This is a genomic window from Bradyrhizobium sp. (genome assembly GCF_028868675.1).
GTDB lineage: Bacteria > Pseudomonadota > Alphaproteobacteria > Rhizobiales > Xanthobacteraceae > Bradyrhizobium.
The window spans coordinates 1-20,834 of sequence record NZ_JAGWUA010000076.1; the positions used below are offsets into that span (position 1 = coordinate 1).

General features: G+C 65.7%; 27 protein-coding genes. 9 read left to right on the forward strand and 18 right to left on the reverse strand.

The window, feature by feature from the left end:
• The 3 genes from KGM94_RS12165 to KGM94_RS12175 all read left to right on the forward strand — a co-directional run.
• Positions 1 to 226: fasciclin domain-containing protein (locus tag KGM94_RS12165; RefSeq protein WP_300259002.1), on the forward strand; the 226-nt coding region annotated here is incomplete at its 5' end.
• Positions 227 to 407: 181 nt separating this feature from the next.
• Complete coding sequence (locus KGM94_RS12170) at positions 408 to 1,037, forward strand: cytochrome b/b6 domain-containing protein (protein ID WP_300259005.1); 630 nt, start codon at positions 408 to 410, stop codon at positions 1,035 to 1,037.
• A gap of 12 nt (positions 1,038 to 1,049) precedes the next feature.
• A complete protein-coding gene (locus KGM94_RS12175; protein WP_300259009.1) occupies positions 1,050 to 1,832 on the forward strand; it encodes a molybdopterin-dependent oxidoreductase in 783 nt (260 codons plus the stop codon).
• Positions 1,833 to 1,848: 16 nt separating this feature from the next.
• Here the strand turns inward: KGM94_RS12175 and KGM94_RS12180 are convergent, their stop codons facing one another.
• Positions 1,849 to 3,039 carry a YbfB/YjiJ family MFS transporter gene (locus KGM94_RS12180; protein WP_300259012.1) on the reverse strand — a complete coding sequence of 397 codons (1,191 nt, stop codon included), beginning with the start codon at positions 3,037 to 3,039 and terminating at the stop codon, positions 1,849 to 1,851.
• Between the two features lie 248 nt (positions 3,040 to 3,287).
• Here KGM94_RS12180 and leuB point away from each other — a divergent pair, with 248 nt between their 5' ends.
• Positions 3,288 to 4,400, forward strand: coding sequence for a 3-isopropylmalate dehydrogenase (gene leuB / locus KGM94_RS12185; RefSeq protein WP_300259015.1), 1,113 nt, complete (start codon positions 3,288 to 3,290; stop codon positions 4,398 to 4,400).
• A 167-nt stretch (positions 4,401 to 4,567) separates the two neighbouring features.
• Here leuB and KGM94_RS12190 read toward each other — a convergent pair whose 3' ends face one another.
• Positions 4,568 to 4,954, reverse strand: a complete 387-nt coding sequence (locus KGM94_RS12190) for a hypothetical protein (protein WP_300259018.1) — start codon at positions 4,952 to 4,954, stop codon at positions 4,568 to 4,570.
• 156 nt (positions 4,955 to 5,110) lie between these two features.
• On the reverse strand, positions 5,111 to 5,446 hold the full coding sequence (locus tag KGM94_RS12195) for a hypothetical protein (RefSeq protein ID WP_300259083.1): 336 nt from the start codon (positions 5,444 to 5,446) through the stop codon (positions 5,111 to 5,113).
• 157 nt (positions 5,447 to 5,603) lie between these two features.
• Here KGM94_RS12195 and KGM94_RS12200 point away from each other — a divergent pair, with 157 nt between their 5' ends.
• Positions 5,604 to 6,638, forward strand: a complete 1,035-nt coding sequence (locus KGM94_RS12200) for an aspartate-semialdehyde dehydrogenase (protein WP_300259022.1) — start codon at positions 5,604 to 5,606, stop codon at positions 6,636 to 6,638.
• Positions 6,639 to 6,682: 44 nt separating this feature from the next.
• Here the strand turns inward: KGM94_RS12200 and KGM94_RS12205 are convergent, their stop codons facing one another.
• A complete protein-coding gene (locus tag KGM94_RS12205) occupies positions 6,683 to 7,324 on the reverse strand; it encodes a carbonic anhydrase (RefSeq protein WP_300259026.1) in 642 nt (213 codons plus the stop codon).
• 103 nt (positions 7,325 to 7,427) lie between these two features.
• On the opposite strand from KGM94_RS12205, the gene KGM94_RS12210 reads away from it, so the two are divergent.
• Positions 7,428 to 8,309, forward strand: coding sequence for a CoA ester lyase (locus KGM94_RS12210; RefSeq protein ID WP_300259029.1), 882 nt, complete (start codon positions 7,428 to 7,430; stop codon positions 8,307 to 8,309).
• Positions 8,310 to 8,428: 119 nt separating this feature from the next.
• Here the strand turns inward: KGM94_RS12210 and KGM94_RS12215 are convergent, their stop codons facing one another.
• The 4 genes from KGM94_RS12215 to KGM94_RS12230 all read right to left on the reverse strand — a co-directional run bounded on the left by KGM94_RS12215 (position 8,429) and on the right by KGM94_RS12230 (position 10,939).
• Positions 8,429 to 8,848, reverse strand: coding sequence for a DUF6455 family protein (locus KGM94_RS12215; protein WP_300259032.1), 420 nt, complete (start codon positions 8,846 to 8,848; stop codon positions 8,429 to 8,431).
• Between the two features lie 132 nt (positions 8,849 to 8,980).
• Positions 8,981 to 9,766, reverse strand: coding sequence for a hypothetical protein (locus KGM94_RS12220; RefSeq protein ID WP_300259035.1), 786 nt, complete (start codon positions 9,764 to 9,766; stop codon positions 8,981 to 8,983).
• 88 nt (positions 9,767 to 9,854) lie between these two features.
• Positions 9,855 to 10,460, reverse strand: a complete 606-nt coding sequence (leuD, locus tag KGM94_RS12225) for a 3-isopropylmalate dehydratase small subunit (RefSeq protein WP_300259038.1) — start codon at positions 10,458 to 10,460, stop codon at positions 9,855 to 9,857.
• Between the two features lie 80 nt (positions 10,461 to 10,540).
• A complete protein-coding gene (locus tag KGM94_RS12230) occupies positions 10,541 to 10,939 on the reverse strand; it encodes a metallopeptidase family protein (RefSeq protein ID WP_300259041.1) in 399 nt (132 codons plus the stop codon).
• A gap of 163 nt (positions 10,940 to 11,102) precedes the next feature.
• Here KGM94_RS12230 and KGM94_RS12235 point away from each other — a divergent pair, with 163 nt between their 5' ends.
• Positions 11,103 to 11,381: a hypothetical protein gene (locus KGM94_RS12235; protein WP_300259077.1), complete on the forward strand. Its 279-nt coding sequence runs from the start codon at positions 11,103 to 11,105 to the stop codon at positions 11,379 to 11,381.
• On the opposite strand, the gene KGM94_RS12240 is transcribed toward KGM94_RS12235, so the two are convergent.
• Positions 11,341 to 11,610 carry a DUF1330 domain-containing protein gene (locus tag KGM94_RS12240; protein ID WP_300259045.1) on the reverse strand — a complete coding sequence of 90 codons (270 nt, stop codon included), beginning with the start codon at positions 11,608 to 11,610 and terminating at the stop codon, positions 11,341 to 11,343. The genes KGM94_RS12235 and KGM94_RS12240 overlap by 41 nt on opposite strands.
• A gap of 175 nt (positions 11,611 to 11,785) precedes the next feature.
• Here KGM94_RS12240 and KGM94_RS12245 point away from each other — a divergent pair, with 175 nt between their 5' ends.
• A complete protein-coding gene (locus tag KGM94_RS12245; protein ID WP_300259048.1) occupies positions 11,786 to 12,337 on the forward strand; it encodes a hypothetical protein in 552 nt (183 codons plus the stop codon).
• Between the two features lie 68 nt (positions 12,338 to 12,405).
• Here the strand turns inward: KGM94_RS12245 and KGM94_RS12250 are convergent, their stop codons facing one another.
• The 7 genes from KGM94_RS12250 to ffh form a co-directional block, all read right to left on the reverse strand.
• A complete protein-coding gene (locus KGM94_RS12250; RefSeq protein ID WP_300259051.1) occupies positions 12,406 to 12,615 on the reverse strand; it encodes a hypothetical protein in 210 nt (69 codons plus the stop codon).
• A 97-nt stretch (positions 12,616 to 12,712) separates the two neighbouring features.
• Positions 12,713 to 14,119 (reverse strand): 3-isopropylmalate dehydratase large subunit, encoded by a 1,407-nt coding sequence (gene leuC / locus KGM94_RS12255; RefSeq protein ID WP_300259054.1) that lies wholly within the window; start codon positions 14,117 to 14,119, stop codon positions 12,713 to 12,715.
• Between the two features lie 328 nt (positions 14,120 to 14,447).
• Positions 14,448 to 14,828: a 50S ribosomal protein L19 gene (gene rplS / locus KGM94_RS12260; RefSeq protein ID WP_300259057.1), complete on the reverse strand. Its 381-nt coding sequence runs from the start codon at positions 14,826 to 14,828 to the stop codon at positions 14,448 to 14,450.
• A gap of 111 nt (positions 14,829 to 14,939) precedes the next feature.
• On the reverse strand, positions 14,940 to 15,671 hold the full coding sequence (gene trmD, locus KGM94_RS12265; protein WP_300259060.1) for a tRNA (guanosine(37)-N1)-methyltransferase TrmD: 732 nt from the start codon (positions 15,669 to 15,671) through the stop codon (positions 14,940 to 14,942).
• 6 nt (positions 15,672 to 15,677) lie between these two features.
• Complete coding sequence (gene rimM, locus KGM94_RS12270) at positions 15,678 to 16,214, reverse strand: ribosome maturation factor RimM (RefSeq protein WP_300259080.1); 537 nt, start codon at positions 16,212 to 16,214, stop codon at positions 15,678 to 15,680.
• Positions 16,215 to 16,223: 9 nt separating this feature from the next.
• Positions 16,224 to 16,556, reverse strand: coding sequence for a 30S ribosomal protein S16 (rpsP, locus tag KGM94_RS12275; protein ID WP_300259063.1), 333 nt, complete (start codon positions 16,554 to 16,556; stop codon positions 16,224 to 16,226).
• 80 nt (positions 16,557 to 16,636) lie between these two features.
• A complete protein-coding gene (gene ffh / locus KGM94_RS12280; RefSeq protein WP_300259066.1) occupies positions 16,637 to 18,193 on the reverse strand; it encodes a signal recognition particle protein in 1,557 nt (518 codons plus the stop codon).
• A gap of 376 nt (positions 18,194 to 18,569) precedes the next feature.
• On the opposite strand from ffh, the gene KGM94_RS12285 reads away from it, so the two are divergent.
• Positions 18,570 to 19,565 (forward strand): MBL fold metallo-hydrolase, encoded by a 996-nt coding sequence (locus KGM94_RS12285; RefSeq protein WP_300259068.1) that lies wholly within the window; start codon positions 18,570 to 18,572, stop codon positions 19,563 to 19,565.
• 191 nt (positions 19,566 to 19,756) lie between these two features.
• Here KGM94_RS12285 and KGM94_RS12290 read toward each other — a convergent pair whose 3' ends face one another.
• Both KGM94_RS12290 and KGM94_RS12295 read right to left on the reverse strand, forming a co-directional pair.
• Positions 19,757 to 20,464 carry an SIMPL domain-containing protein gene (locus KGM94_RS12290; RefSeq protein ID WP_300259071.1) on the reverse strand — a complete coding sequence of 236 codons (708 nt, stop codon included), beginning with the start codon at positions 20,462 to 20,464 and terminating at the stop codon, positions 19,757 to 19,759.
• Between the two features lie 4 nt (positions 20,465 to 20,468).
• The coding region (locus KGM94_RS12295; protein ID WP_300259074.1) for a GyrI-like domain-containing protein at positions 20,469 to 20,834 on the reverse strand (366 nt) is incomplete at its 5' end.

Below are 20,834 nucleotides of genomic sequence, written 5' to 3' on the forward strand. Positions count from 1 at the left end.
GATCCTCACCTACCATGTCGTGCCCGGCAAGCTCGAGGCCTCCGACCTGACCGACGGCAAGAAGCTGAAGACCGCCGAGGGCGAGGAACTGACCGTCAAGAAGATGGACGGCAAGACCTGGATCGTCGACGCCAAGGGCGGCACCTCGATGGTGACCATCTCCAACGTCAACCAGTCCAACGGCGTGATCCATGTGGTCGACACCGTGCTGATGCCGGCGTCCTGACACCTGTGACCCCTGTTTCATCCCCGGACAGGGTGCGGCAAAATCGGCGAGCCGGACCCCGGCTCGCACTTTTGTGACTACGATACGCCCGCGGCATCGAATCGATAGACCGCGAGGCGTAACGAAAACCGAATGCCTGGCGTATATTCGCAGTCACGCGATCCCAGAGGACGGAACCGTCATGTCCAGCATTGCCGCCGCCGACGAGCATGTCAGTGCCGCCCCGGCCAAAATCATCCAGCCGGCCTGGGTGCGGACCATGCACTGGATCAACGCCATCGCCATGATCCTGATGATCACGTCGGGCTGGCAGATCTACGACGCCTCGCCGCTGTTCGGCTTCAGTTTCCCGCGCGATATCACGCTGGGCGGCTGGCTCGCCGGCGGGCTGCTCTGGCATTTCGCGGCGATGTGGCTGTTGATGGTCAACGGCCTCGCCTATCTCGTCACCGGTCTTGCCACCGGCCGCTTCCGCAGGAAGCTGCTGCCGATCACGCCGTCGGGCGTCAGCCATGACCTGAAGGCGGCGTTGACCTTCAAGCTCGCCCACGATGATCTCACGGTCTACAACTCCGTGCAGCGGCTGCTCTATGCCGGCATCATCGTGGTCGGCGTGCTGATCGTGCTGAGCGGCCTGTCGATCTGGAAACCCGTGCAATTGTATTGGCTGGTGTCGCTGTTCGGCGACTATCCGACCGCGCGCTACGTGCACTTCTTCTGCATGGCGGCGATCTGCGCCTTCCTCGTCGTGCACGTCGCGCTCGCGCTGCTGGTGCCCAGGAGCCTGCGCGCGATGGTCATTGGCCGCTGAGGGGGGACCATCATGGCGAAACGCTCGTTCCTCATCCCCGGCGTCGACAAGCGGCTCCTGATCAAGGATACGCTGAAGATGATGCCGGATCTGACCCGCCGCCGTTTCCTCACGGGCGGCGCCAGCCTTGGCGCGCTGACGCTGCTGACCGGCTGCGACGTCGTCGATTCGTCCTCGGCCGAGGAGATGTTGAAGCAGGTCTCGAAATTCAACGACGCCGTGCAGGCCTTCATCTTCAATCCGGACGCGCTGGCGCCGACCTTCCCCGAGAGCGCGATCACGAAACCGTTCCCGTTCAACGCCTATTACGATCTCGACGAGGCGCCGGAGGTCGACGGCAAGGCCTGGAAGCTCGAGGTGCGCGGCCTCGTCGACGACAAGAGATCCTGGACGCTCGACGAACTCTACCGGTTGCCGCAGGTCACCCAGATCACGCGCCACATCTGCGTCGAGGGCTGGAGCGCGATTGGAAGCTGGACCGGCACGCCCCTGCGCGATTTCCTCAAGCTCGTCGGCGCCGACATGCGCGCGAAATATGTCTGGTTCCAGTGCGCCGACAAGGACGGCTACAACTCGCCGCTCGACATGCGCACCGCGCTGCATCCGCAGACGCAGATGACGTTTGGGTTCGCCGGCGAGACCCTGCCGCGCGCCTACGGTTTTCCTATGAAGATCCGTGTGCCGACCAAGCTCGGCTTCAAGAACCCCAAATACGTCCTGTCGATGGAAGTCACCAACGATTACAAGGGCGGCTACTGGGAAGACCAGGGCTACAATTCGTTCAGCGGGAACTAGCCGCTGTCGACATCAACTATGGGGAACGCCCCACCTTCCTCTGGCACGCCGCGGCCAGTGCACCGAGCGCCAGCAGCGCGGCGGAGACGTTGAGCGCGTACGCGAGGCTGCCGAGCGCATCGGTGATGGCGCCGACCACGATCGGCCCGAGCGTCTGGCCGACGCCGAAGGAGATCGTCATCGCCGCGATCGCGGTCGGCCACGCCACGGGCGGATAGTTGAGGCGCACGAAGGCGGTGGTCGAGCCGACCACCGCGAAGAAGGCGACGCCGAACACCACCGCCGAGGTCGCAAGCCACGCCGTCGAATGGCCCAGCATCGGCACCGCCGCGCCGAGCGCGTTGGTGCCGAGGATGATTGCGGTCGCAAGCCCGCCGCGGTCGAGCGCCAGCACGCCGCGCCAGATCCAGGGCGTGACGAAGGCGCTGGCCCCGATCAGTCCCCAGAACGCGGCCTGCGCCGCCGCGCCGCCGCCGGAATCGCGCACATAGGCGATCATGAAGGTCATGTAGGCGATGTAGCCGGCGCCGAACAGGAAATAGCCGGCGAGATAGATCAGCACGGGGAGGATCGCGAACGAAGCGCCGCCTGCTTCGCTGAAGCGCGCCCGGCTCTCGATGCGGATCAGGAACAGCGGGATGGTCATGGCGGTGCAGAGCAGCGTCATCGCCCACCACACGATCCACCACGAGCCCGGGCCGAACCATTGCAGGGTGAAGGGTGCAATCAACCCGGAGGAGAGAATGCCGACGCCGGGTCCGGCATAGAACAGGCTGAGCAGGAAATTGGCCCGCTCTGGCCGCGACTGCGCGATCTCGGCGGCAAGCGCGCCGCCGGCGACGAAGCCGGCCGCCGCACCGAGGCCCAGCACCAGCCGCGCCAGGCTCAGCGCGATGAAATTGCCGGTCAGCGCGCACAGCGCGAGCGCGGCGACGCAGGCGAGCGTCCCGCCGCGGATCGCCACCGACCAGCCCACCCATCCGATCAGCCGGGATGCCAGCAGCGCGCCGACCAGATAGCCGACGGCGTTGATGGTGTTCATGAAACCGGCGGCCGAGTAGGACCAGTGCAGGGAATCCCGCATGTCCGGCAGCACCAGCGCATAGGCGAAGCGGCCGATGCCGAGCCCGACGGTCGCCGCCAGCGACAGCGTCAGGATCAGCCGCGCGGGATGCGCATCGCTCGGGGGGCGGTCAGGGGCGTGCAAGGGGGTCTCCGGCGCCACGCATTGTGGCAGGCCCGCTCTCGCTTGCACAGCCGCACCGCAGCAATGGTGTCTTGCCAATCGCGCAACGCCGATCTAGCACTCGCGCGAGATTCATCCCATTCGTCATGCCCGGGCTCGACCCGGGCATCCATCCTCTTCAGAAGAAGCTGGATTGCCGGGGGCCTTAGGGCGGAGGCGCGCTTCGCGCTTCAGCCCGGCAATGACGAGAACATCCGAGGTGACGACCCATGGCGACCCACAAACTGCTGCTGCTCCCCGGCGACGGCATCGGCCCCGAAGTGATGGCCGAGGTGAAGCGGCTGATCGACTGGCTCGATGCGTCGGGCATCGCGAAGTTCGAGACCGACAGCGGGCTCGTCGGCGGCGCCGCCTATGACGCGCACAAGGTGTCGATCTCCGAAGGCGACATGGCCAAGGCGAAGGCGGCCGACGCCGTGATCTTCGGCGCGGTCGGCGGCCCGAAATGGGACAGCGTCCCCTACGAGGTGCGCCCCGAAGCCGGCCTCTTGCGGCTGCGCAAGGATCTCGGCCTGTTCGCCAATCTGCGCCCGGCGGTGTGCTACCCGGCGCTGGCGGAGGCCTCCAGCCTGAAGCGCGAGGCGGTCGAAGGCCTCGACATCATGATCGTGCGCGAGCTCACCGGCGGCGTCTATTTCGGCGAGCCCAAGACCATCACCGATCTCGGCAACGGCCAGAAGCGCGCCATCGACACCCAGGTCTACGACACCTACGAGATCGAGCGCATCGCGCGCGTCGCCTTCGACCTCGCGCGCAAGCGCAGGAACAAGGTGACCTCGATGGAGAAGCGCAACGTCATGAAGTCGGGCGTGCTCTGGAACGAGGTCGTGACGCAGGTCCACAAGCGCGAATATCCCGACGTGACGCTGGAACATCAGCTCGCCGATTCCGGCGGCATGATGCTGGTGAAGTGGCCGAAGCAGTTCGACGTGATCGTGACCGACAATCTGTTCGGCGACATGCTCTCCGACATCGCGGCGATGCTGACGGGATCGCTCGGCATGCTGCCGTCGGCGTCGCTCGGCGAGGTCGACGCCAAGACCAGGAAGCGCCGGGCGCTGTACGAGCCGGTGCACGGCTCGGCGCCCGACATCGCGGGCAAGGGCCTTGCCAATCCGATCGCGATGCTGTCGTCGTTCGGCATGGCGCTGCGCTACTCCTTCGACATGGGCGCGCTCGCCGACAAGCTCGACCAGGCCATCGCCGCGGTGCTCGCCGGCGGACTTCGCACCGCCGACATCAAGTCGGAAGGCACTACGGCCGTCTCGACCACGGAGATGGGTGAGGCGATCCTGAAGGAATTGCAGAAGCTGCACGCGTAAGCGCGAATTCGTAGAGTGGGCAAAGCGACAGCGTGCCCACCGCTTCTGGGCCAATCAGGAAAAAGGGTGGGCACGGCGCGTTGCGCCTTTGCCCACCCTGCGGCACCTCCGAAAAACAAATGGCCGGGGCAAGCCCGGCCATTTTCGTTTCGGTTGTTCCGCCTCTCTCAATACAGCGGAAAGCTCGTCGGGTAGCCACCGACATCCGCCGGGGTCGAGAGCGGCTGGCGGTCGATCGGGCGGTTGAGGTTTTCGCGGGCGAACGAGGGGTAGCCGAGCGCCGGCGGAAACGCGTAGTCGGTGAACTTGCGGTCGCCCGGATTGACCTCGGTGCCGCCGTCGAGCCAGGAGCGCTTGGTGACGTAGATGCGGGTGCGCGGGCCCTGCTGATAGACCACGTTGGGGCCGCTCGGGCCGTAATAGACGCGGCCGCGGTCGTCGTGGCGCTTGCCCTTGGCCTCGGCCGAGGCGGTCTGGCTGGTCGCGAGGCTGATGACGGCGGCGGCCGCAACCCACAGTGCCATCTTGTTCGCGGCGAGAAATTTCGAGCTCATCAGATCCCCTTCAGGCGGCACGCCGCCAATCGATTGCGCCGCATCCTAGCCCGCAAGCTGTGGCAGGAACTAGGTCAATTGGGTCACACCGCGGCGGAATAATCGCGCTTCAGCGCAAAAGTTGCATGAAAACCAGCGGCTTGGACTTGAGCCAGCTCAAAGCGAGCCGCGCAATTGCACGGTCTCGGCGCTGCGCAGCCAGTCCGGCGAGCCTGACGAATCGCAGGAATTCCGATCCTGTCCGGGAGCGTCCCCGGCGATGAAGTAGGCGATTGATTTATTTATGGAATTCATCAGGCCGTCGATCGATCCGGGGTCGCAGGCGCCGTTCGCGGCCCAATCCGACCCGGGCGCGGGCCCCTCGTCGCCCAGGCGCCGCAGCTGGTCGAGCGCCGCAACCGACAGGATGGCAAGCAGCGCCAGCGTCCCTACATAGGCGAGCAGGCGCGCCAGCGTGCCGACGACCTCGTCGGCGAAGCTTGCCAGCGTCAAATGGTACCTCGTCCCCACGGCCCCTCGGACACGGTCTGACGTTGTCGTCCAACATTGTCGTCCAACATTGTCTTGGGGGCGGTTCTCGCATAGAAGCGCTGCTCTTCCTGTTTCGGCGTCGGCTCGCGGGAAGGCAATTTTCATCGGAGAGTGAACGATGGGTTACAAAGTCGCAGTCGTCGGGGCGACCGGCAACGTCGGGCGGGAAATGCTCAACATCCTGGATGAGCGCAAATTTCCGGCGGACGAGGTCGTGGCGCTGGCCTCACGCCGCAGCGTTGGCGTCGAGGTGTCCTATGGCGACCGCACTTTGAAGGTCAAGGCGCTCGAGCACTACGACTTCTCCGACGTCGACATCTGCCTGATGTCGGCGGGCGGCTCGGTGTCGAAGGACTGGTCGCCGAAGATCGGCGCCGCCGGCGCGGTCGTGATCGACAATTCCTCGGCCTGGCGCATGGATCCGGACGTGCCACTGATCGTGCCCGAGGTGAACGCGGACGCGACCAAGGGCTTTGTCAGGAAGAACATCATCGCCAACCCGAACTGCTCGACCGCGCAGCTCGTCGTCGCGCTGAAGCCGCTGCACGACAAGGCGACCATCAAGCGCGTCGTGGTCTCGACCTACCAGTCGGTGTCGGGCGCCGGCAAGGACGCGATGGACGAATTGTTCTCGCAGACCAAGGCCGTCTACACCAATGACGAGCTGGTCGCCAAGAAATTCCCCAAGCGCATCGCCTTCAACGTCATCCCCCACATCGACGTCTTCATGGAGGACGGCTACACCAAGGAAGAGTGGAAGATGATGGCGGAGACCAAGAAGATTCTCGATCCCAAGATCAAGCTCACCGCGACCTGCGTGCGCGTGCCGGTGTTCGTCGGCCACTCGGAAGCCGTCAACGTCGAGTTCGAGAATCCGATCACGCCGGACGAGGCGCGCGAGATTTTGCGCAAGGCGCCCGGCTGCCTCGTCATCGACAAGCAGGAGCCCGGCGGCTACGCCACGCCTTACGAGGCGGCCGGCGAGGACGCCACTTACATCAGCCGCATCCGCGAGGACGCGACGGTGGAGAACGGCCTCGTGCTGTGGTGCGTCTCGGACAATCTGCGCAAGGGCGCGGCGCTGAACGCGATCCAGATCGCCGAAGTCCTGATCAACCGCAAGCTGATCACCGCCAAGAAGAAGGCGGCGTGACGCGAGCGCGAATGGGGAGTAGCGAATAGCGAGTAGATTCTTCCCTATTCGCCATTCGCCTTCTTAAATTCCTTCGCGACCTTGTCCAGCACGAACAGCGAGCCCTCCGCGACGCCGAAATAGGCGCCGTGGAGCTGCATCTGGCCGGCGTCCACCGCCCTGCGCACGAACGGGAACGTCATCAGGTTCTCCAGGCTGCGGAACACCGCGGCTTTCTCGATCCGAGTCACGAAGTCCTGCATGGTCTCGTGGTTGCGCTGCTCGACCACCTCGCCGGGCTTGATGAACATCTGCATCCAGCGGCCGATGAAATCGCCGGGGGTGAGCGGCTCGATCTTGTCGACGAAGGCGCGGATGCCGCCGCATTGCGCGTGCCCGAGCACCACGATGTGTTTGACCTTCAGCACCGTGACTGCATATTCCAGCGCGGCCGAAACGCCGTGCGCGTTGGCGTCGGGCTGATACACCGGCACCAGATTGGCGATGTTGCGCATGACGAACAGCTCGCCGGGACCGACGTCGAAGATAACCTCCGGCGAGACGCGGGAGTCGCAGCAGCCGATCACCATCACCTCGGGCGACTGCCCCTTCACCGACAATTCGCGGTAGCGGGTCTGCTCGGTCGGCAGCCGCTGGGTCGAGAAGGCGCGGTAGCCGTCCAGCAATTGCTTCGGGAATGTGATCATGCCTATGCCTAACCATAGGCGGCCCGATCGAACAAGCCTTTCGAAGGGGCAGACGAAGTGCTATCGCCCTCGGTCTGTCCTGGGAACCGTTCGGAGGAGCCGCATGACCCGCCCGCGCCGCAGCCATCTGTTCATGCCGGGCTCGAACCCGCGCGCGCTGGAAAAGGCGCGCAATCTGCCGGCCGATGGGCTGATCCTCGACCTCGAGGACTCCGTCGCCCCGGATGCCAAGTCGGTCGCGCGGGACCAGATCGCGGAGGCCGTCGCAGCCAGGGGATTTGGGAGGCGCGAGATCCTGATCCGGACCAACAGCCTCGATACGCCCTGGTGGGCCGACGACGTCGCGATGGCGGCGAAAGCGTCGCCCGACGGCATCCTGGTTCCCAAGGTATCGAGCCGCGAGGACCTCGACACGATCGGCCGGCGGCTGGCCGACCTCGGCGCCGCTCCTTCGCTCAAGGTCTGGGCCATGATCGAGACCGCGCGCGCGGTGCTGCATGCGGAGGAACTCGCGGCCGCCGCGCAGAATCCAGCGACGCGGCTCGCCGGTTTCGTGTTCGGACCGAACGACATCTCGCGGGAGACGCGGATCAGGATGCTGCCGGGCCGCGCCGCGATGATCCCGATGATCACCCATTGCATCCTGGCGACGCGCGCCCACGGCCTGGAAATCCTCGACGGGCCCTACAGCGACATCAACAACAGCGACGGCTTCGCCTCCGAATGCGCGCAGGGCCGCGACCTCGGCTTCGACGGCAAGACGCTGATCCACCCTTCGCAGATCGAGGCCTGCAACGCGATCTTCACGCCGCCGGCGGACGAGGTCGCGCGCGCCCGCAAGATCATCGCGGCGTTCGAATTGCCGGAGAACGCCTCTCGCGGTGCAATTCGCCTCGACGGCCAGATGGTGGAGCGGCTGCACGCCGACATGGCGCAGCGCACGATTGCGATCGCGGATGCGATCGCCGCCATGGGCAAGGCGTAGTCCGACGTCGCGAGGCTAGCCGATCCCGCCCGCGTTGCGCAGGTGGATGAACAGCAGCGCGGCGACCGCGAGCACCAGCGCCAGTCCGACATGAATCCAGGAAATACGCACGGCGCTGTTCAGTGCTTGGTGATCGAGGCGTAGTCCAGCGTTTCCAGCGTGGACGCGTTGAGGCAGAACTCGTGGTAGTGCTCGGCGGCCGTGCCCTCGGTGAGCTCGCGATGGCACTTCGCCTTGTCGGGACACATCGCGCAGACGCGCTCCAGGTCGCGCAGCAACAGCGGGCTCACGTGTGCAAGACGTTCCTCGTCGATGCCGAGCTGCTCGAGCATCCTCGACAGCTCGTCGGCGGCGTGCGGACCATGGCGGACCAGCTCTTCGAGCTCGAGCGGCGTGACGCGCAGGTCGTTCGCGATTCGGTCGAAGTTGAAGCGGTCCATCTCCCGCATCTCCCTCAGCTCGCGACGATGCTTCAGCCAGCCGGCGAAGGAGTCGATCAGTTCCTGGACGATCGGATAAGGCCTGTTCTCGGTGCTCATGCGAAGCTCCGGTCGCAACTATCAATTAATTGCAAATAGAGCACATCGGCGCCAAATCGGCGTTGCGCTGGATCAAAGAGTACAACCCCTGATCTCGTGCTGCGCTGCATCCGGGGCGCGATCGCCTTGATCTCAGCGAAACCGCTCCGTCGCCCAGGCGTAGAGACTGCCCGGCATCGGCGGCAGCTTGCTCCGGCCCTTGCCAGAGATGTGCAGGCCGATCACCTCGGGATCGGCGATCAGCCCTGCGAAATCCGACGGCTCGAAGAACAGCTTTGGCTCGGAGTGAACCGCATAGAACGATCTCTTCGGCAGCGCGTTCTGCAGATCGCCCGAGCGGCGGGCGAGCTCGGTCAGCGCCGGCGGCCCGTAGATCGCGATGCGGAGGTCGGAGAGGCGGCGCGAGCCGCCGCGCAGGCGTTGCAGCGCGAAGGTGACGCGATGGCTCAGCGACAGCCATTTCGGCGTCAGCTCGTCCTGCACCATCAGTTCCTCGAATGCCGTGATGATCGAATGCTGCGGCGGCAGATAGAGCACGGAGTTGCCGAGCCGGCGCGACCGCTCCCAGCCGAAATAGGGTCTTGCGGGATCGATCTCTACGGGTTTGAGCAGCAGCACGTCGGCGTCGAGCCAGAGGCCGAGGCCCTTGGCCAGCAGCTTCATGCGGAAGAAGTCGCTGAACTGCAGCGTGGTCCAGTCGCGCCAGCTTCCGTCCGGCTGCGGCGGCCGCAGCTTCTCGGAAAAGGCGTGCGGCAGGATCGCCTCGGCCTCGGCATTGCCGACGCCTGCGGGCAGATCCGGAATGACGTCGAAGCTGTAGACCGTGACCTTGTGGCCGGCCGCAAGCTGCGAGCGCAGGCAGGTCTGGCGCAGCGCATCCATCGGGCCATGCCAGAAGGTGACGATCTCGGGCAGCATGTGTCAGCTATAAGCGGTTTTGAGCGGGACAGAAGGTAAAGAAAAAGCCCCGGCACGCGCGGCGCCGGGGCTCAAATCGGGACCGGCCTCAGGCCCAGGCGCGTTCGCGCCTGGCCTTCTCCTCATAGGAGTCGATCGAGGATTTCTTCTCCATCGTGAGCCCGATGTCGTCGAGGCCGTTGATCAGGCAGTGCTTGCGGAACGGGTCGATCTCGAACTTGACCTTGCCGCCGTCGGGACCGCGGATCTCCTGGTTGGGCAGATCGATCGTCAGCGTCGCATTCGCGCCGCGCTCGGCGTCGTCGAACAGCTTGTCGAGGTCTTCCTGCGAGACGCGGATCGGCAGAATGCCGTTCTTGAAGCAGTTGTTGTAGAAGATGTCGCCGAACGAGGTCGAGATCACGCAGCGGATGCCGAAGTCGAGGAGCGCCCAGGGCGCGTGCTCGCGGCTCGAGCCGCAGCCGAAATTGTCGCCGGCCACCAGAACCTTGGCGTTGCGATAGGCCGGCTTGTTGAGGATGAAGTCCGGATTCTCGCTGCCGTCGTCCTTGTAGCGCTGCTCGGAAAAGAGCCCCTTGCCGAGACCGGTGCGCTTGATGGTCTTCAGGTACTGCTTCGGAATGATCATGTCGGTGTCGACATTGATGATCTTCAGCGGCGCCGCGACGCCTTCCAGCGTGGTGAACTTGTCCATGATTGCGCTTCCCGGGTGGGGTCAGGGGAGGCGTTGTTTATCGCGAACGAGGGCCGAATCCTAGGCCCAATTCGGCGGATCTAGCCTGCCTGCGCCTCGATCGCGGCCATGTCGTCGTCCGACAGGCCGAAATGGTGGCCGATCTCGTGGATCAGGACGTGGCGGACGATATGGCCGATCGTCTCGTCGTGCTCCGCCCAATAGTCCAGGATCGGCCTGCGGTAGAGCCAGACCATGTTGGGCAGGCGGGGCACGTCGCCAAGGCTCTGGTGCGGCAGGCCGACGCCCTGGAACAGCCCGAGCAGGTCGAACTCGCTCTCGCATTCCATCTCGTCCAGCACCTCCTCGGACGGGAAATCGTCGACGCGAAGGATCACGCCCTCGCAAAGATCGCGAAAGCGCTTCGGCAGGCGCTCGAAAATGTCGTGCGCCATCGCTTCCATCTCGGCCAGCGAGGGCGCCTTCAGGTCGGTCCACATGCCCTCTCCTTAGCGCGGGTTCCCGGACGATGCATCCGGCTTTATAACCCGCCGCAACGGTTGACGCGGCCCGAGAAAACGGGGAGCGTACGGCGCGTTCAAGGGGATTTTTGCAGTGAGCGGAACGATGTGGGTGCGGACGGCGGCAGCAGCGGCACTGTGCATGGGGTTGAACCTCATATTTTGCTCAGGCGCCCCCGCCCAGACGGCCGGCAGCGAGATTAGGCTCGCCCAGGCCGTTTCGCCCGACGCTCCGCCGCCGCGCAAGCGACCGCCGACGAGGCTCCGCGTGCAGCCCTACTACAACCCCGAGGGGGTCTATCCGCGCTACAATCCCGGCCCCGACGCGGTGCGGGAATGCAACGTCGCCTATGTGCAGGAATATCGCCTGAGCGGCACTGTCATCGTGCCGCATATGAGCTGCTACTGGCGCCGCGGCTGAACGGGCGGCCGATCCGCATGAACCCGCAAGCGCGGAATGACGCCACGTCGGGAAACGACATCATCGCCAGCTTGTCGAAAGGCCACGCGCCTTCGAGCACACGCGGACTCTCATCAGCCGCCAGCAATCGTCCGTTGAATTTCCGGAACACGTCGAAGAAGCGCGCCTGATAGCGGTCATAAGCCGCGCGCTCGGTCATCTTCAGTTGCGCAATCGCGTAGACGGCCATCGCAAAAGTCTCCTCGCGGCGCTCGGTCGCAGTGCTGTCCGCGGAACGTTGTTCATTCATGGCGCGTTCACGTCGCTGTCTCTAGTTTAATTTCGGGAAGAATCGCAAATGAGCAGGACCGAAGTCGCCGTGAACCGGCGACGGAGGCTCGCTGTGCATATTCGTGGAGGACATCATGCCGAGGATTCTTGATTCCGGAGTCAGCCTGATCCGCTGCCTGGGCCTTGCGGCCCTCGCGACACTTGTGCTGTCGGCGGGCACGGCACGGCGTGCCGAAGCGCTGACCCTGATCAATCCGGCGAGTTCACCGGCAGTGAAGGCTGCATCCGACGGGATGATCACGGCGGTCCGGCATGGCGGCGGCGGTGGTCATGGCGGATATGGTGGTCATGGCGGATACCACGGCGGCGGCCATTTCGGCGGCTTCCATGGCGGCCATATCGGCGCCGTTCGCGCCGCGCCGGTCTACCGCGCGCATGTCGGGGGCTATCGCTATGGCGGGTATCACCGCTACGGCGGCTACCGTTATGCGGGCTATCCCCACTTCTACCGGCATCACCATTTCCACCGCCGCTACTATTACGGCGGCTACTATCCCTACTATTCCTATCCCCGCTATCACCGCTGCCGGATCATCTGGACCTATTACGGCCCCCGCCGCGTCTGCCATTGGCATCGCTGGCATCGCTGGCATCGTTGGGGTTATCCGTACCGGATGTATTGGTGATGTCACGCGCGTCATGGCTCTCATTCCGGGTTCGCCCTTCGGGTGCCCCGGAATGATGGATCACGCGGCTACGGCCGGCCCCTGTGCTTCCAGGAGTCCGTCTTCCAGCGCATCAGGTTCTCGAGCTTCCATTGCCGGAACAGCGCCGGCGGCCAGCGGCTCAGCCGCGAGGTCTCCTCGATCTCGGGCGCGGTGACCACGCGCAACGGCGTGGCGCGCCGCCGCCGCTGGCGTGTCGCGTCGCTGATGAGGTCGACATAGTCCGGCTTCTCGGTCATGGCTCCTCACTCACGCGCGAGACGTCGCGAGCCGTCAGTGTCGGTGCCGCCGCTTAAGGCGCGCTTTCCCGGATCGTTAGAATTGATTGGGAGTGGCTCAGCGCCACTCCCTGACGTCGACGAAATGTCCCGCGATCGCCGCGGCCGCCGCCATCGCCGGCGAGACCAGGTGCGTGCGGCCCTTGAAACCCTGGCGGCCCTCGAAATTGCGGTTCGAGGTCGAGGCGCAGCGCTCTTCCGGCTTCAGCTTGTCCGGGTTCATGGCCAGGCACATCGAGCAGCCCGGCTCGCGCCATTCGAAGCCGGCCTTGATGAAGATCTTGTCCAGCCCCTCCGCTTCCGCCTGCTCCTTCACGATGCCGGAGCCCGGCACGATCATGGCGTTGACATGAGCGTTCACCGTCTTGCCCTCGGCGATCTTGGCGGCGGCGCGCAGATCCTCGATGCGACCGTTGGTGCAGGAGCCGATGAAGACGCGGTCGAGCTTGATGTCCGTGATCTTCGTGCCTGCCGTCAGGCCCATATATTTCAGCGCGCGATGCTTCGAGAGCCGCTTGGCCTCGTCGGCGATCTTGTCGGGATCGGGCACGAAGCCGGTGATCGACACGACGTCCTCAGGGCTCGTGCCCCAGGTGACGATCGGCGGCAGCTTTGCCGCGTCCAGCCTGATCTCGTGGTCGAAATGTGCGCCGTCGTCGGAGCGCAACGTCTCCCAGTAGCGCATCGCCGCATCCCAGGCGGCGCCCTTCGGCGCCTTGGGACGGCCGCGCAAGAAGTCGAACGCCTTCTGGTCGGGCGCGACGAGGCCGGCGCGGGCGCCGCCCTCGATCGACATGTTGCAGACCGTCATGCGGCCTTCCATCGTCAGGTTGCGAATCGCCTCGCCGGCATATTCCAGCACGTAGCCGGTGCCGCCGGCGGTGCCGATCTCGCCGATGATGGCCAGGATGATGTCCTTGCCGGTCACGCCCTCGGGCAGCTTGCCGTCGACGACGGCGCGCATGTTCTTGGCCTTCTTCTGGATCAGCGTCTGCGTCGCCAGCACGTGCTCCACCTCGGAGGTGCCGATGCCGTGCGCCAGCGCGCCGAACGCGCCGTGCGTCGAGGTGTGGCTGTCGCCGCACACGATGGTGGTGCCGGGCAGGGTGAAGCCCTGCTCGGGGCCGATGACGTGGACGATGCCCTGGCGCTTGTCGAACTCGTTGTAATACTCGATGCCGAATTCCCTGGCGTTCTCCGCCATCACCCGCATCTGCTCGATGCTTTCGGGGTCGGGATTGGGTTTCGAGCGATCGGTGGTCGGGATGTTGTGGTCGACGACGGCGAGCGTCTTCTCCGGCGCGTGCACCTTGCGGCCCGAGGCGCGCAGGCCTTCGAACGCCTGCGGCGAGGTGACCTCATGGACGAGATGGCGGTCGATGTAGAGCAGGCAGGTGCCGTCCTCGGCCTCGTGGACCAGGTGGTCGTTCCAGATCTTGTCGTACAGCGTGGTGGGTTTGGACATGAGCGTCGGGCTCCGAAAATGTTGTGTGGTGCAAATGAGCGCGGTTACGCGCGAGGCAAAGACGATCGGCGGCGCAGCCTATGCTGCGTGTCCAAGCTCTGACGTTGCCGAGGTCGCGAAGCGTCCGAAGAACCGGCCAGGCAGCCGCGAGCGATCGTCGATGACGATGCGCCTCACGCGTGCGGTGCGGGTCTGATCTGGAACCATTCTGGCCGTATATAGCACAGGCCGGCGAAAGCGCGAGAGCCCCGCTCGCAATGACAGCCGCAACAAAAAAGCGCGGGGCCTGCGCGCCCCGCGCTTTCCGTAACTCGGCCTGTGGCGAAGCTTACTCGCCGACGGCGGTGGCGCGGTCCTGCTTCTCGACGATGCGGGCCGACTTGCCGCGCAGATTGCGCAGGTAATAGAGTTTTGCGCGACGCACCTTGCCGCGACGCACGACCTTGATGGAGTCGATCATCGGGGACAGCAGCGGGAACACGCGCTCTACGCCCTCGCCGTAGGAGATCTTGCGCACGGTGAAGCTCTCGTTCAGGCCGCCGCCCGAGCGGCCGATGCAGACGCCCTCATAGGCCTGCACGCGAGTCCGCTCGCCCTCGACCACCTTCACGTTGACGATCACGGTGTCGCCGGGGGCGAATTCCGGAATCTCCTTGCCGGCGGAGAGCTTGTCGAATTGCTCTTTTTCGAGCTGCTTGATCAGGTTCATGGGTAAATCTCCATCGGCGCGCCCAGCCTTCGGTCAACGGGGGCTGCGTGAAATTCGTCTATCCAGCCATTGCGGATTTGGCCGCTCCTATAAGGCAAGCGGGAGCGTTTGTCACCCGTCTGTCTTGTCTTTTGGCGCTTTTTGGCTCGCTGCCTTTTTCATGAGGTCCGGCCGCCGGGCCGCCGTCAGGGCTTCGGCCTCGGCCCTGCGCCAGGCCGCGACCCTGGCGTGGTCGCCGGAAAGGAGGATTGGGGGGATCGGAACCCCCTCGAACAGCTGCGGGCGGGTGTATTGCGGGTATTCCAGGAGCCCGTCCGAGAAGCTTTCCTCGGCCCCTGAAGCCTCCTTGCCCATCACGCCCGGCAACAGCCGGACACAGGCGTCGATCACGGCAAAAGCCGCGATTTCGCCCCCTGAGAGCACGTAATCGCCGATCGAGACCTCCTCCAGCGCCCGGGCATCGATCACCCGCTGGTCCACCCCCTCGAACCGGCCACAGACGATCAGGGGGCCCGGGCCGGCCGCGAGTTCCTGGACGCGCGACTGGGTCAATGGCCGACCCCGCGGGCTCATCAGGAGGCGCGGGCGGTCGGAGGCGACGCCCACGGCATCGGTGGCGGCAGCCAGAATATCGGCCCGCAGCACCATGCCCGGCCCGCCGCCGGCTGGGGTATCGTCGACGCTGCGATGGCGGTCGGTCGCGGATGCCCGGATGTCCCGGGCCTCGAGTTCCCACAGGCCCGCGGCCAGCGCCCGCCCGGCCAGGCTCACCCCGAGCGGCCCCGGAAACATCTCCGGGAACAGGGTCAGCACGGTCGCGCGCCAGGGTGAGGAGGTCGTCATCGCGTCCTAATCCTCGTCGTCGCTGACGGGCGAGCGCTCCTCGCCCTCGATCTCGTGCGGAAGGTCGATCACGACGCGGCCGCCGGCAAGATCGACCTCCGGCACCACCGCATTGGAGAACGGCAGCAGCATGGTCGTGCCCCTCGGCGGGGCGATCTCGATGATGTCGCCGGCGCCGAAATTGTGGATCGCGACCACGCGCCCGAGCGCATCGCCCGTCGTGGTGACGGCGGCAAGCCCGATCAGGTCGGCGTGATAATACTCGCCCTCGTCGGTCTCGGGCAGTTTTTCGCGCGCAACGTAGAGTTCGATGCCGTTGAGGCGCTCGGCCTCGTCACGCGTCGTGACGCCCTTGAAGGTCGCGACCAGATGGTCCTTGGCTTCGCGGGCCTGCGCGACCTCGAACTGGCGCTTGCCGTCCTTGGTCGCGAGCGGGCCGTAGTGCCGCACGGCAAAGGGATCCTCGGTAAAGGTCCACAATTTGACCGCGCCGCGCACTCCATGCGCGGCGCCGATCCGCGCGACGCAGACCAGCGCCGGCATCGACAAGCCTTAAGCCTTGGCTGCGGCTTCGGCCTGCGCCTTGCGCTCCTTGCGCGGCACGGCCTTCTGCGGATTGCTGCGCGCCTCGCGCTTCTTGACGCCGGCGGCGTCGAGGAAACGCATCACGCGGTCCGAAGGCTGGGCGCCCTTGGCGAGCCAAGCCTTGACCTTGTCCATGTCGAGCTTCAGCCGGGCCTCGTTGTCCTTGGGCAGCAGCGGGTTGAAATGGCCGAGGCGTTCGATGAAGCGGCCGTCGCGCGGAAAGCGCGAGTCGGCGGCGACGACGTGATAGACGGGACGCTTCTTGGTGCCTGCGCGGGCGAGGCGGATAACGACGGGCATTCTAGTCTCCTGAGTAGCAGTTAATTCAAAGGTTGGTCGGGTTCGTCATTGCTTCGCGTCGCTCGCAATGACGGGCGAGGTCATTTCTTCTTCCCGAGTCCGGGGAAGCCGCCGAGCCCGGGCAGGGTCGGCTTGTTGCTGAGGCCCGTGAGCCCCGGCACATTCGGCAGGCCCTGGCGCAGGCCGGGCGGCAAATCCTTCGGCAGATTGGGCAGCCCCTGGCCGCCGCCTCCGCCTTGCATCTTCTCCTGCAGCGCCTTCATCTCCTCGGGCGAGGGCATCTTCATGCCGCCGCCAAAGCCCATGGCCTGCGCGATGCCGGCGAGCGGCCCGCGCTTACCCGAACCCATGGCCTTCATCACGTCGGCCATGTTCCGGTGCATCTTGAGGAGCTTGTTGACCTGCTCGACGCTCTGGCCGCTCCCCGCGGCGATGCGCTTCTTGCGGCTGGCCTTGAGGAGGTCGGGATGACGGCGCTCGTCGCGCGTCATGGAATCGATGATCGCGACCTGGCGCTTCAAAATCCTGTCGTCGATGCCGGCGGCGGCGATCTGGTTCTTCATCTTGGCGATGCCGGGCATCATGCCCATCAGGGAGCTGATGCCGCCCATGTTCGCCATTTGCGACAGCTGCTCGCGCATGTCGTTGAGGTCGAACTGGCCCTTGCGCATGCGCTCGGCGGTGCGCGCGGCCTTCTCGGCGTCGATGTTGGCGGCGGCCTTCTCGACCAGCGACACCACGTCGCCCATGCCGAGGATGCGGCCGGCGATGCGGCTGGGGTAGAAATCCTCCAGCGCGTCGGTCTTCTCGCCGGTGCCGATCAGCTTGATCGGCTTGCCGGTGACCGCGCGCATCGACAGCGCGGCGCCGCCGCGGCCGTCGCCGTCAACGCGGGTCAGCACGATGCCGGTCAGGCCCACGCGCTGGTCGAAGGAACGTGCGAGGTTCACGGCATCCTGGCCGGTCAGCGCGTCGGCGACCAGCAATACCTCATGCGGATTGGCGGCCGATTTGATGCTCTCGGCCTCCGCCATCATCTCGTCGTCGAGCGTGGTGCGGCCGGCGGTGTCGAGCAGCACGACGTCGTAGCCGCCGAGCTTTGCCGCCTCCAGCGCGCGCTTGGCGATCTGCGTCGGCTGCTGGCCGGCGACGATCGGAAGCGTCGCGATCTCGAGATCGCGGCCGAGCACGGCAAGCTGCTCCATCGCCGCCGGGCGGTAGACGTCGAGGGAAGCCATCAGCACCTTGCGCTTGTCGCGCTGGGTCAGGCGGCGGGCGAGCTTGGCGGTCGTGGTGGTCTTGCCGGAGCCCTGCAGGCCGACCATCATGATCGGCACCGGCGGCACGGCGTTGAGGTCGATGGTCTGGCCGTCCGCGCCGAGCGTGTTGACGAGCTCGTCGTGGACGATCTTGACCACCATCTGGCCGGGTGTCACCGACTTGACGACGGTGGCCCCGATCGCCTGCTCGCGGACGCGTTCGGTGAAGCTGCGCACCACGTCGAGCGCGACGTCGGCCTCCAGCAGCGCGCGGCGCACCTCGCGCATCGCGGCATCGACGTCCTTTTCGGTCAGCGCACCGCGCCCCGTCAGACGATCGAGGATGCCGCCAAGCCTTTCCGACAGATTGTCGAACAATGCCGTTGTCCCGTTGTTGCTGCCCTCACGCCTTCGGGAGCAAGCGAAGCCTGCGTCTCGAAGGGTGCCGTCGTGGCCTCATCCTTCGAGACGCCGCCGTCGCGACTCCTCGGGATGAGGGTCGTCCAAACACCTTCACGCCCGAGGGCGCACAGCGCTGTCGGGCGTTGACCTCCGGTCTCGAGGACCGGTCGGCGGGTCGAAAAGAAAGCCTTTTCGAGAAGTGGTGCGGCCTTAAACCCCCGCAGGGGCGAAAAGTCAAGGAAAGCCCGCGGAATGCGGCATTTTGCAAGGTCGCGCGCCGCTGCTTATCTCTTGCCGGTCTCTTGCCAGTCCCTTGCCGAATCCCGCCTTTTTGGGGCCAATCAGCGCTGAAATGACCCGCCGTCGCCGCAAAACCTATTCCGGACCGCCGTCCGACCATTTCGATGGCCAAAAGTTCTTCGATCCCGACGGTGTGTCGCCGAAATCGCTGTCCGATCTGCTGCGCTGGCAGTTCGGCGGCCGCCGCAACCGCATGGTCTGGCCCGCCTGGGTTCCGAGCCCGCATGCCGACGTCCCGCCGCGGGAGGTCGATGGCGGCAAGGTCCGGCTGTCCTTCGTCGGACATGCGAGCTGGCTGATCCAGGCAAACGGTCTCAACATCCTCGTTGATCCCGTGTGGTCGATGCGGGTCTCGCCGGTGTCGTGGGCCGGGCCGAAGCGCCGCAACCATCCCGGCATCGCGTTCGAGGACCTGCCCAGAATCGACGTCGTGCTGGTGTCGCATGGTCACTACGACCACCTCGACCTCGCAACCTTGTCGCGGCTCGCCAAAAACTTCGATCCGCGCGTGGTCACCCCGCTCGGCAACGACCTCACCATGCGCGAGGCCGACGCCGCGATCCGCGCCGAGGCGTTCGACTGGCACGACCGCGTCGAACTGGGCGCCGGCATCGCCGTGCACCTGGTGCCGACGCGGCATTGGACCGCGCGCAGCCTGTTCGACCGCAACCAGGCGCTGTGGGCGAGCTTCGTGCTGGAGACGCCGGCCGGCAAGATCTACGTAGTCTGCGATTCCGGCTATGGCGAGGGTAGGCATTTCCGCCGTGTCGGCGAGGCGCACGGTCCCCTGAGGCTCGCGATCCTGCCGATCGGTGCCTACGAGCCGCGCTGGTTCATGCGCGATCAGCACATGAACCCGGACGACGCGGTGAAGGCGCTGCTCGACTGCGGCGCCGAGGCCGCGCTCGGCCATCATCACGGCACTTTCCAGCTGACCGACGAGGCCATCGACGCCCCGGCAGAGGCGCTCGTCGAGGCGCTCGATGCGGCCAGCATTCCACGCGAGCGCTTCGTCGCGGTGAAGCCGGGACAGGTGGTGGAGATTTGACTGAGCCGGCAACCAACTCCGCTGTCGTCCCGGACAAGCGAGCGGAGCGAGCGCCGATCCGGGATCCATAACCACAGGCTTGCGTTGTGGCGCGAGCTGTCAGTTGCCAGCCTTCGCCAAACTGCTCCCTGTGGTTATGGGCCTCCGCCTTCGCGGGGGCGACGGCGGAAATTGTTGCGTGCGCCGCGCCCCTACTGATCCTTCTTGATCGCCCAGGACACCGTCACCGTCACCGACAGCGTCTCCTCGCCCGGCGCGACTGGAACGGGGCTTGCCATCGGCGCGGCGGCGATCGCCTTGGCGCGGAACATCGGCACCGGCGGCGGGCCGCCCTCGGAGATGCCGAGCGGTGTGCCGAGCGTGACGCCGGCCGCCCTGGCATAGACCTCGGCCTTGCGGCGGGCATCGGCGAGCGCCTGCTCGCGCGCGCCGTCGAGCAGCTTTGAGGCCTGCGTCACTTCGAAGGATACGTTGCCGACATCGTTGGCACCGGCGCCGACCAGCGTGTCGATGATGCTCGCCAGCTTGGTGACGTCGCGGATCTTCACCGTGACGCGATTGCTGGCGCGGAAGCCGACCACACCCGATGGCCCGCTGGTGCGGTTCGGCGCGTATTGCGGCTGCAGCGACAGCCGTGAGGTCTGATAATCCTTCTCGGGGATGCCTGTGCCCTTCAGGGCGAGCAGCACCTTGCCCATCGCCGCATTGTTGGCCTCGGATGCCTCTTTCGCCGTCTTGGCGTCGGAGGCGACGCCGGCATCGATCGAGGCGAGGTCGGGGGCGACGGACACCGTCGCCTCGCCGCTGACGGTGATCGCGGGAGGAAACGCGTCCTCGGCGAGCGCGGGCGTCGCCAGCAGGGCGGCGACAACGGCAGCGATGGTCACTTGCTTCTGCATGGTCTCACTTCAGCGGCACGTAGACGTTGATGACGAGCTTGTCCTCGGCCGTCTTCAGGGGATCGGTGAGGTACTCCTCGATGAAGGTGTCCTTGGCCTCCAGCTTCTTGTCGTCGAGGTGATTGGTGATCGCCTCGTAGGTGTTGTCCATGTTGTCGTAGGAGCCGCGATGGACGAATTTCAGCGCCTTGCCTTCCGGCGATTTGCCGATGCTCATGTCCTTGGTCAGGTTCTTCGGCTCCTGGTCGACCGGAATCTCGGCGAGGAAAGTGAAGCCGGTATCGTCCGTCGAGGTGTAGACGATCATCGGGTTGCCGACAGGCTTGATGCCCTGCTTGTCGAGCAGCGCGGTCAGCGCCTTGAAGGAATC

Excerpts from the sequence above, each read along its gene's own strand:
- rplS (WP_300259057.1), bottom strand. The coding sequence starts at position 14,828 with ATGAACCTGATCAAGCAGCTCGAAAAAGAGCAATTCGACAAGCTCTCC.
- KGM94_RS12205 (WP_300259026.1), bottom strand. The coding sequence starts at position 7,324 with ATGATCACATTCCCGAAGCAATTGCTGGACGGCTACCGCGCCTTCTCG.
- rimM (WP_300259080.1), bottom strand. The coding sequence starts at position 16,214 with ATGCCGGCGCTGGTCTGCGTCGCGCGGATCGGCGCCGCGCATGGAGTG.
- KGM94_RS12285 (WP_300259068.1), top strand. The coding sequence starts at position 18,570 with ATGACCCGCCGTCGCCGCAAAACCTATTCCGGACCGCCGTCCGACCAT.
- KGM94_RS12170 (WP_300259005.1), top strand. The coding sequence starts at position 408 with ATGTCCAGCATTGCCGCCGCCGACGAGCATGTCAGTGCCGCCCCGGCC.
- KGM94_RS12235 (WP_300259077.1), top strand. The coding sequence starts at position 11,103 with ATGGGGTTGAACCTCATATTTTGCTCAGGCGCCCCCGCCCAGACGGCC.
- KGM94_RS12215 (WP_300259032.1), bottom strand. The coding sequence starts at position 8,848 with ATGAGCACCGAGAACAGGCCTTATCCGATCGTCCAGGAACTGATCGAC.
- KGM94_RS12175 (WP_300259009.1), top strand. The coding sequence starts at position 1,050 with ATGGCGAAACGCTCGTTCCTCATCCCCGGCGTCGACAAGCGGCTCCTG.
- KGM94_RS12240 (WP_300259045.1), bottom strand. The coding sequence starts at position 11,610 with ATGGCCGTCTACGCGATTGCGCAACTGAAGATGACCGAGCGCGCGGCT.
- KGM94_RS12210 (WP_300259029.1), top strand. The coding sequence starts at position 7,428 with ATGACCCGCCCGCGCCGCAGCCATCTGTTCATGCCGGGCTCGAACCCG.
- KGM94_RS12230 (WP_300259041.1), bottom strand. The coding sequence starts at position 10,939 with ATGTGGACCGACCTGAAGGCGCCCTCGCTGGCCGAGATGGAAGCGATG.
- leuD (WP_300259038.1), bottom strand. The coding sequence starts at position 10,460 with ATGGACAAGTTCACCACGCTGGAAGGCGTCGCGGCGCCGCTGAAGATC.
- KGM94_RS12190 (WP_300259018.1), bottom strand. The coding sequence starts at position 4,954 with ATGAGCTCGAAATTTCTCGCCGCGAACAAGATGGCACTGTGGGTTGCG.
- leuB (WP_300259015.1), top strand. The coding sequence starts at position 3,288 with ATGGCGACCCACAAACTGCTGCTGCTCCCCGGCGACGGCATCGGCCCC.
- KGM94_RS12290 (WP_300259071.1), bottom strand. The coding sequence starts at position 20,464 with ATGCAGAAGCAAGTGACCATCGCTGCCGTTGTCGCCGCCCTGCTGGCG.
- KGM94_RS12200 (WP_300259022.1), top strand. The coding sequence starts at position 5,604 with ATGGGTTACAAAGTCGCAGTCGTCGGGGCGACCGGCAACGTCGGGCGG.
- leuC (WP_300259054.1), bottom strand. The coding sequence starts at position 14,119 with ATGTCCAAACCCACCACGCTGTACGACAAGATCTGGAACGACCACCTG.
- KGM94_RS12250 (WP_300259051.1), bottom strand. The coding sequence starts at position 12,615 with ATGACCGAGAAGCCGGACTATGTCGACCTCATCAGCGACGCGACACGC.
- rpsP (WP_300259063.1), bottom strand. The coding sequence starts at position 16,556 with ATGCCCGTCGTTATCCGCCTCGCCCGCGCAGGCACCAAGAAGCGTCCC.
- KGM94_RS12220 (WP_300259035.1), bottom strand. The coding sequence starts at position 9,766 with ATGCTGCCCGAGATCGTCACCTTCTGGCATGGCCCGATGGATGCGCTG.
- trmD (WP_300259060.1), bottom strand. The coding sequence starts at position 15,671 with ATGACGACCTCCTCACCCTGGCGCGCGACCGTGCTGACCCTGTTCCCG.
- KGM94_RS12245 (WP_300259048.1), top strand. The coding sequence starts at position 11,786 with ATGCCGAGGATTCTTGATTCCGGAGTCAGCCTGATCCGCTGCCTGGGC.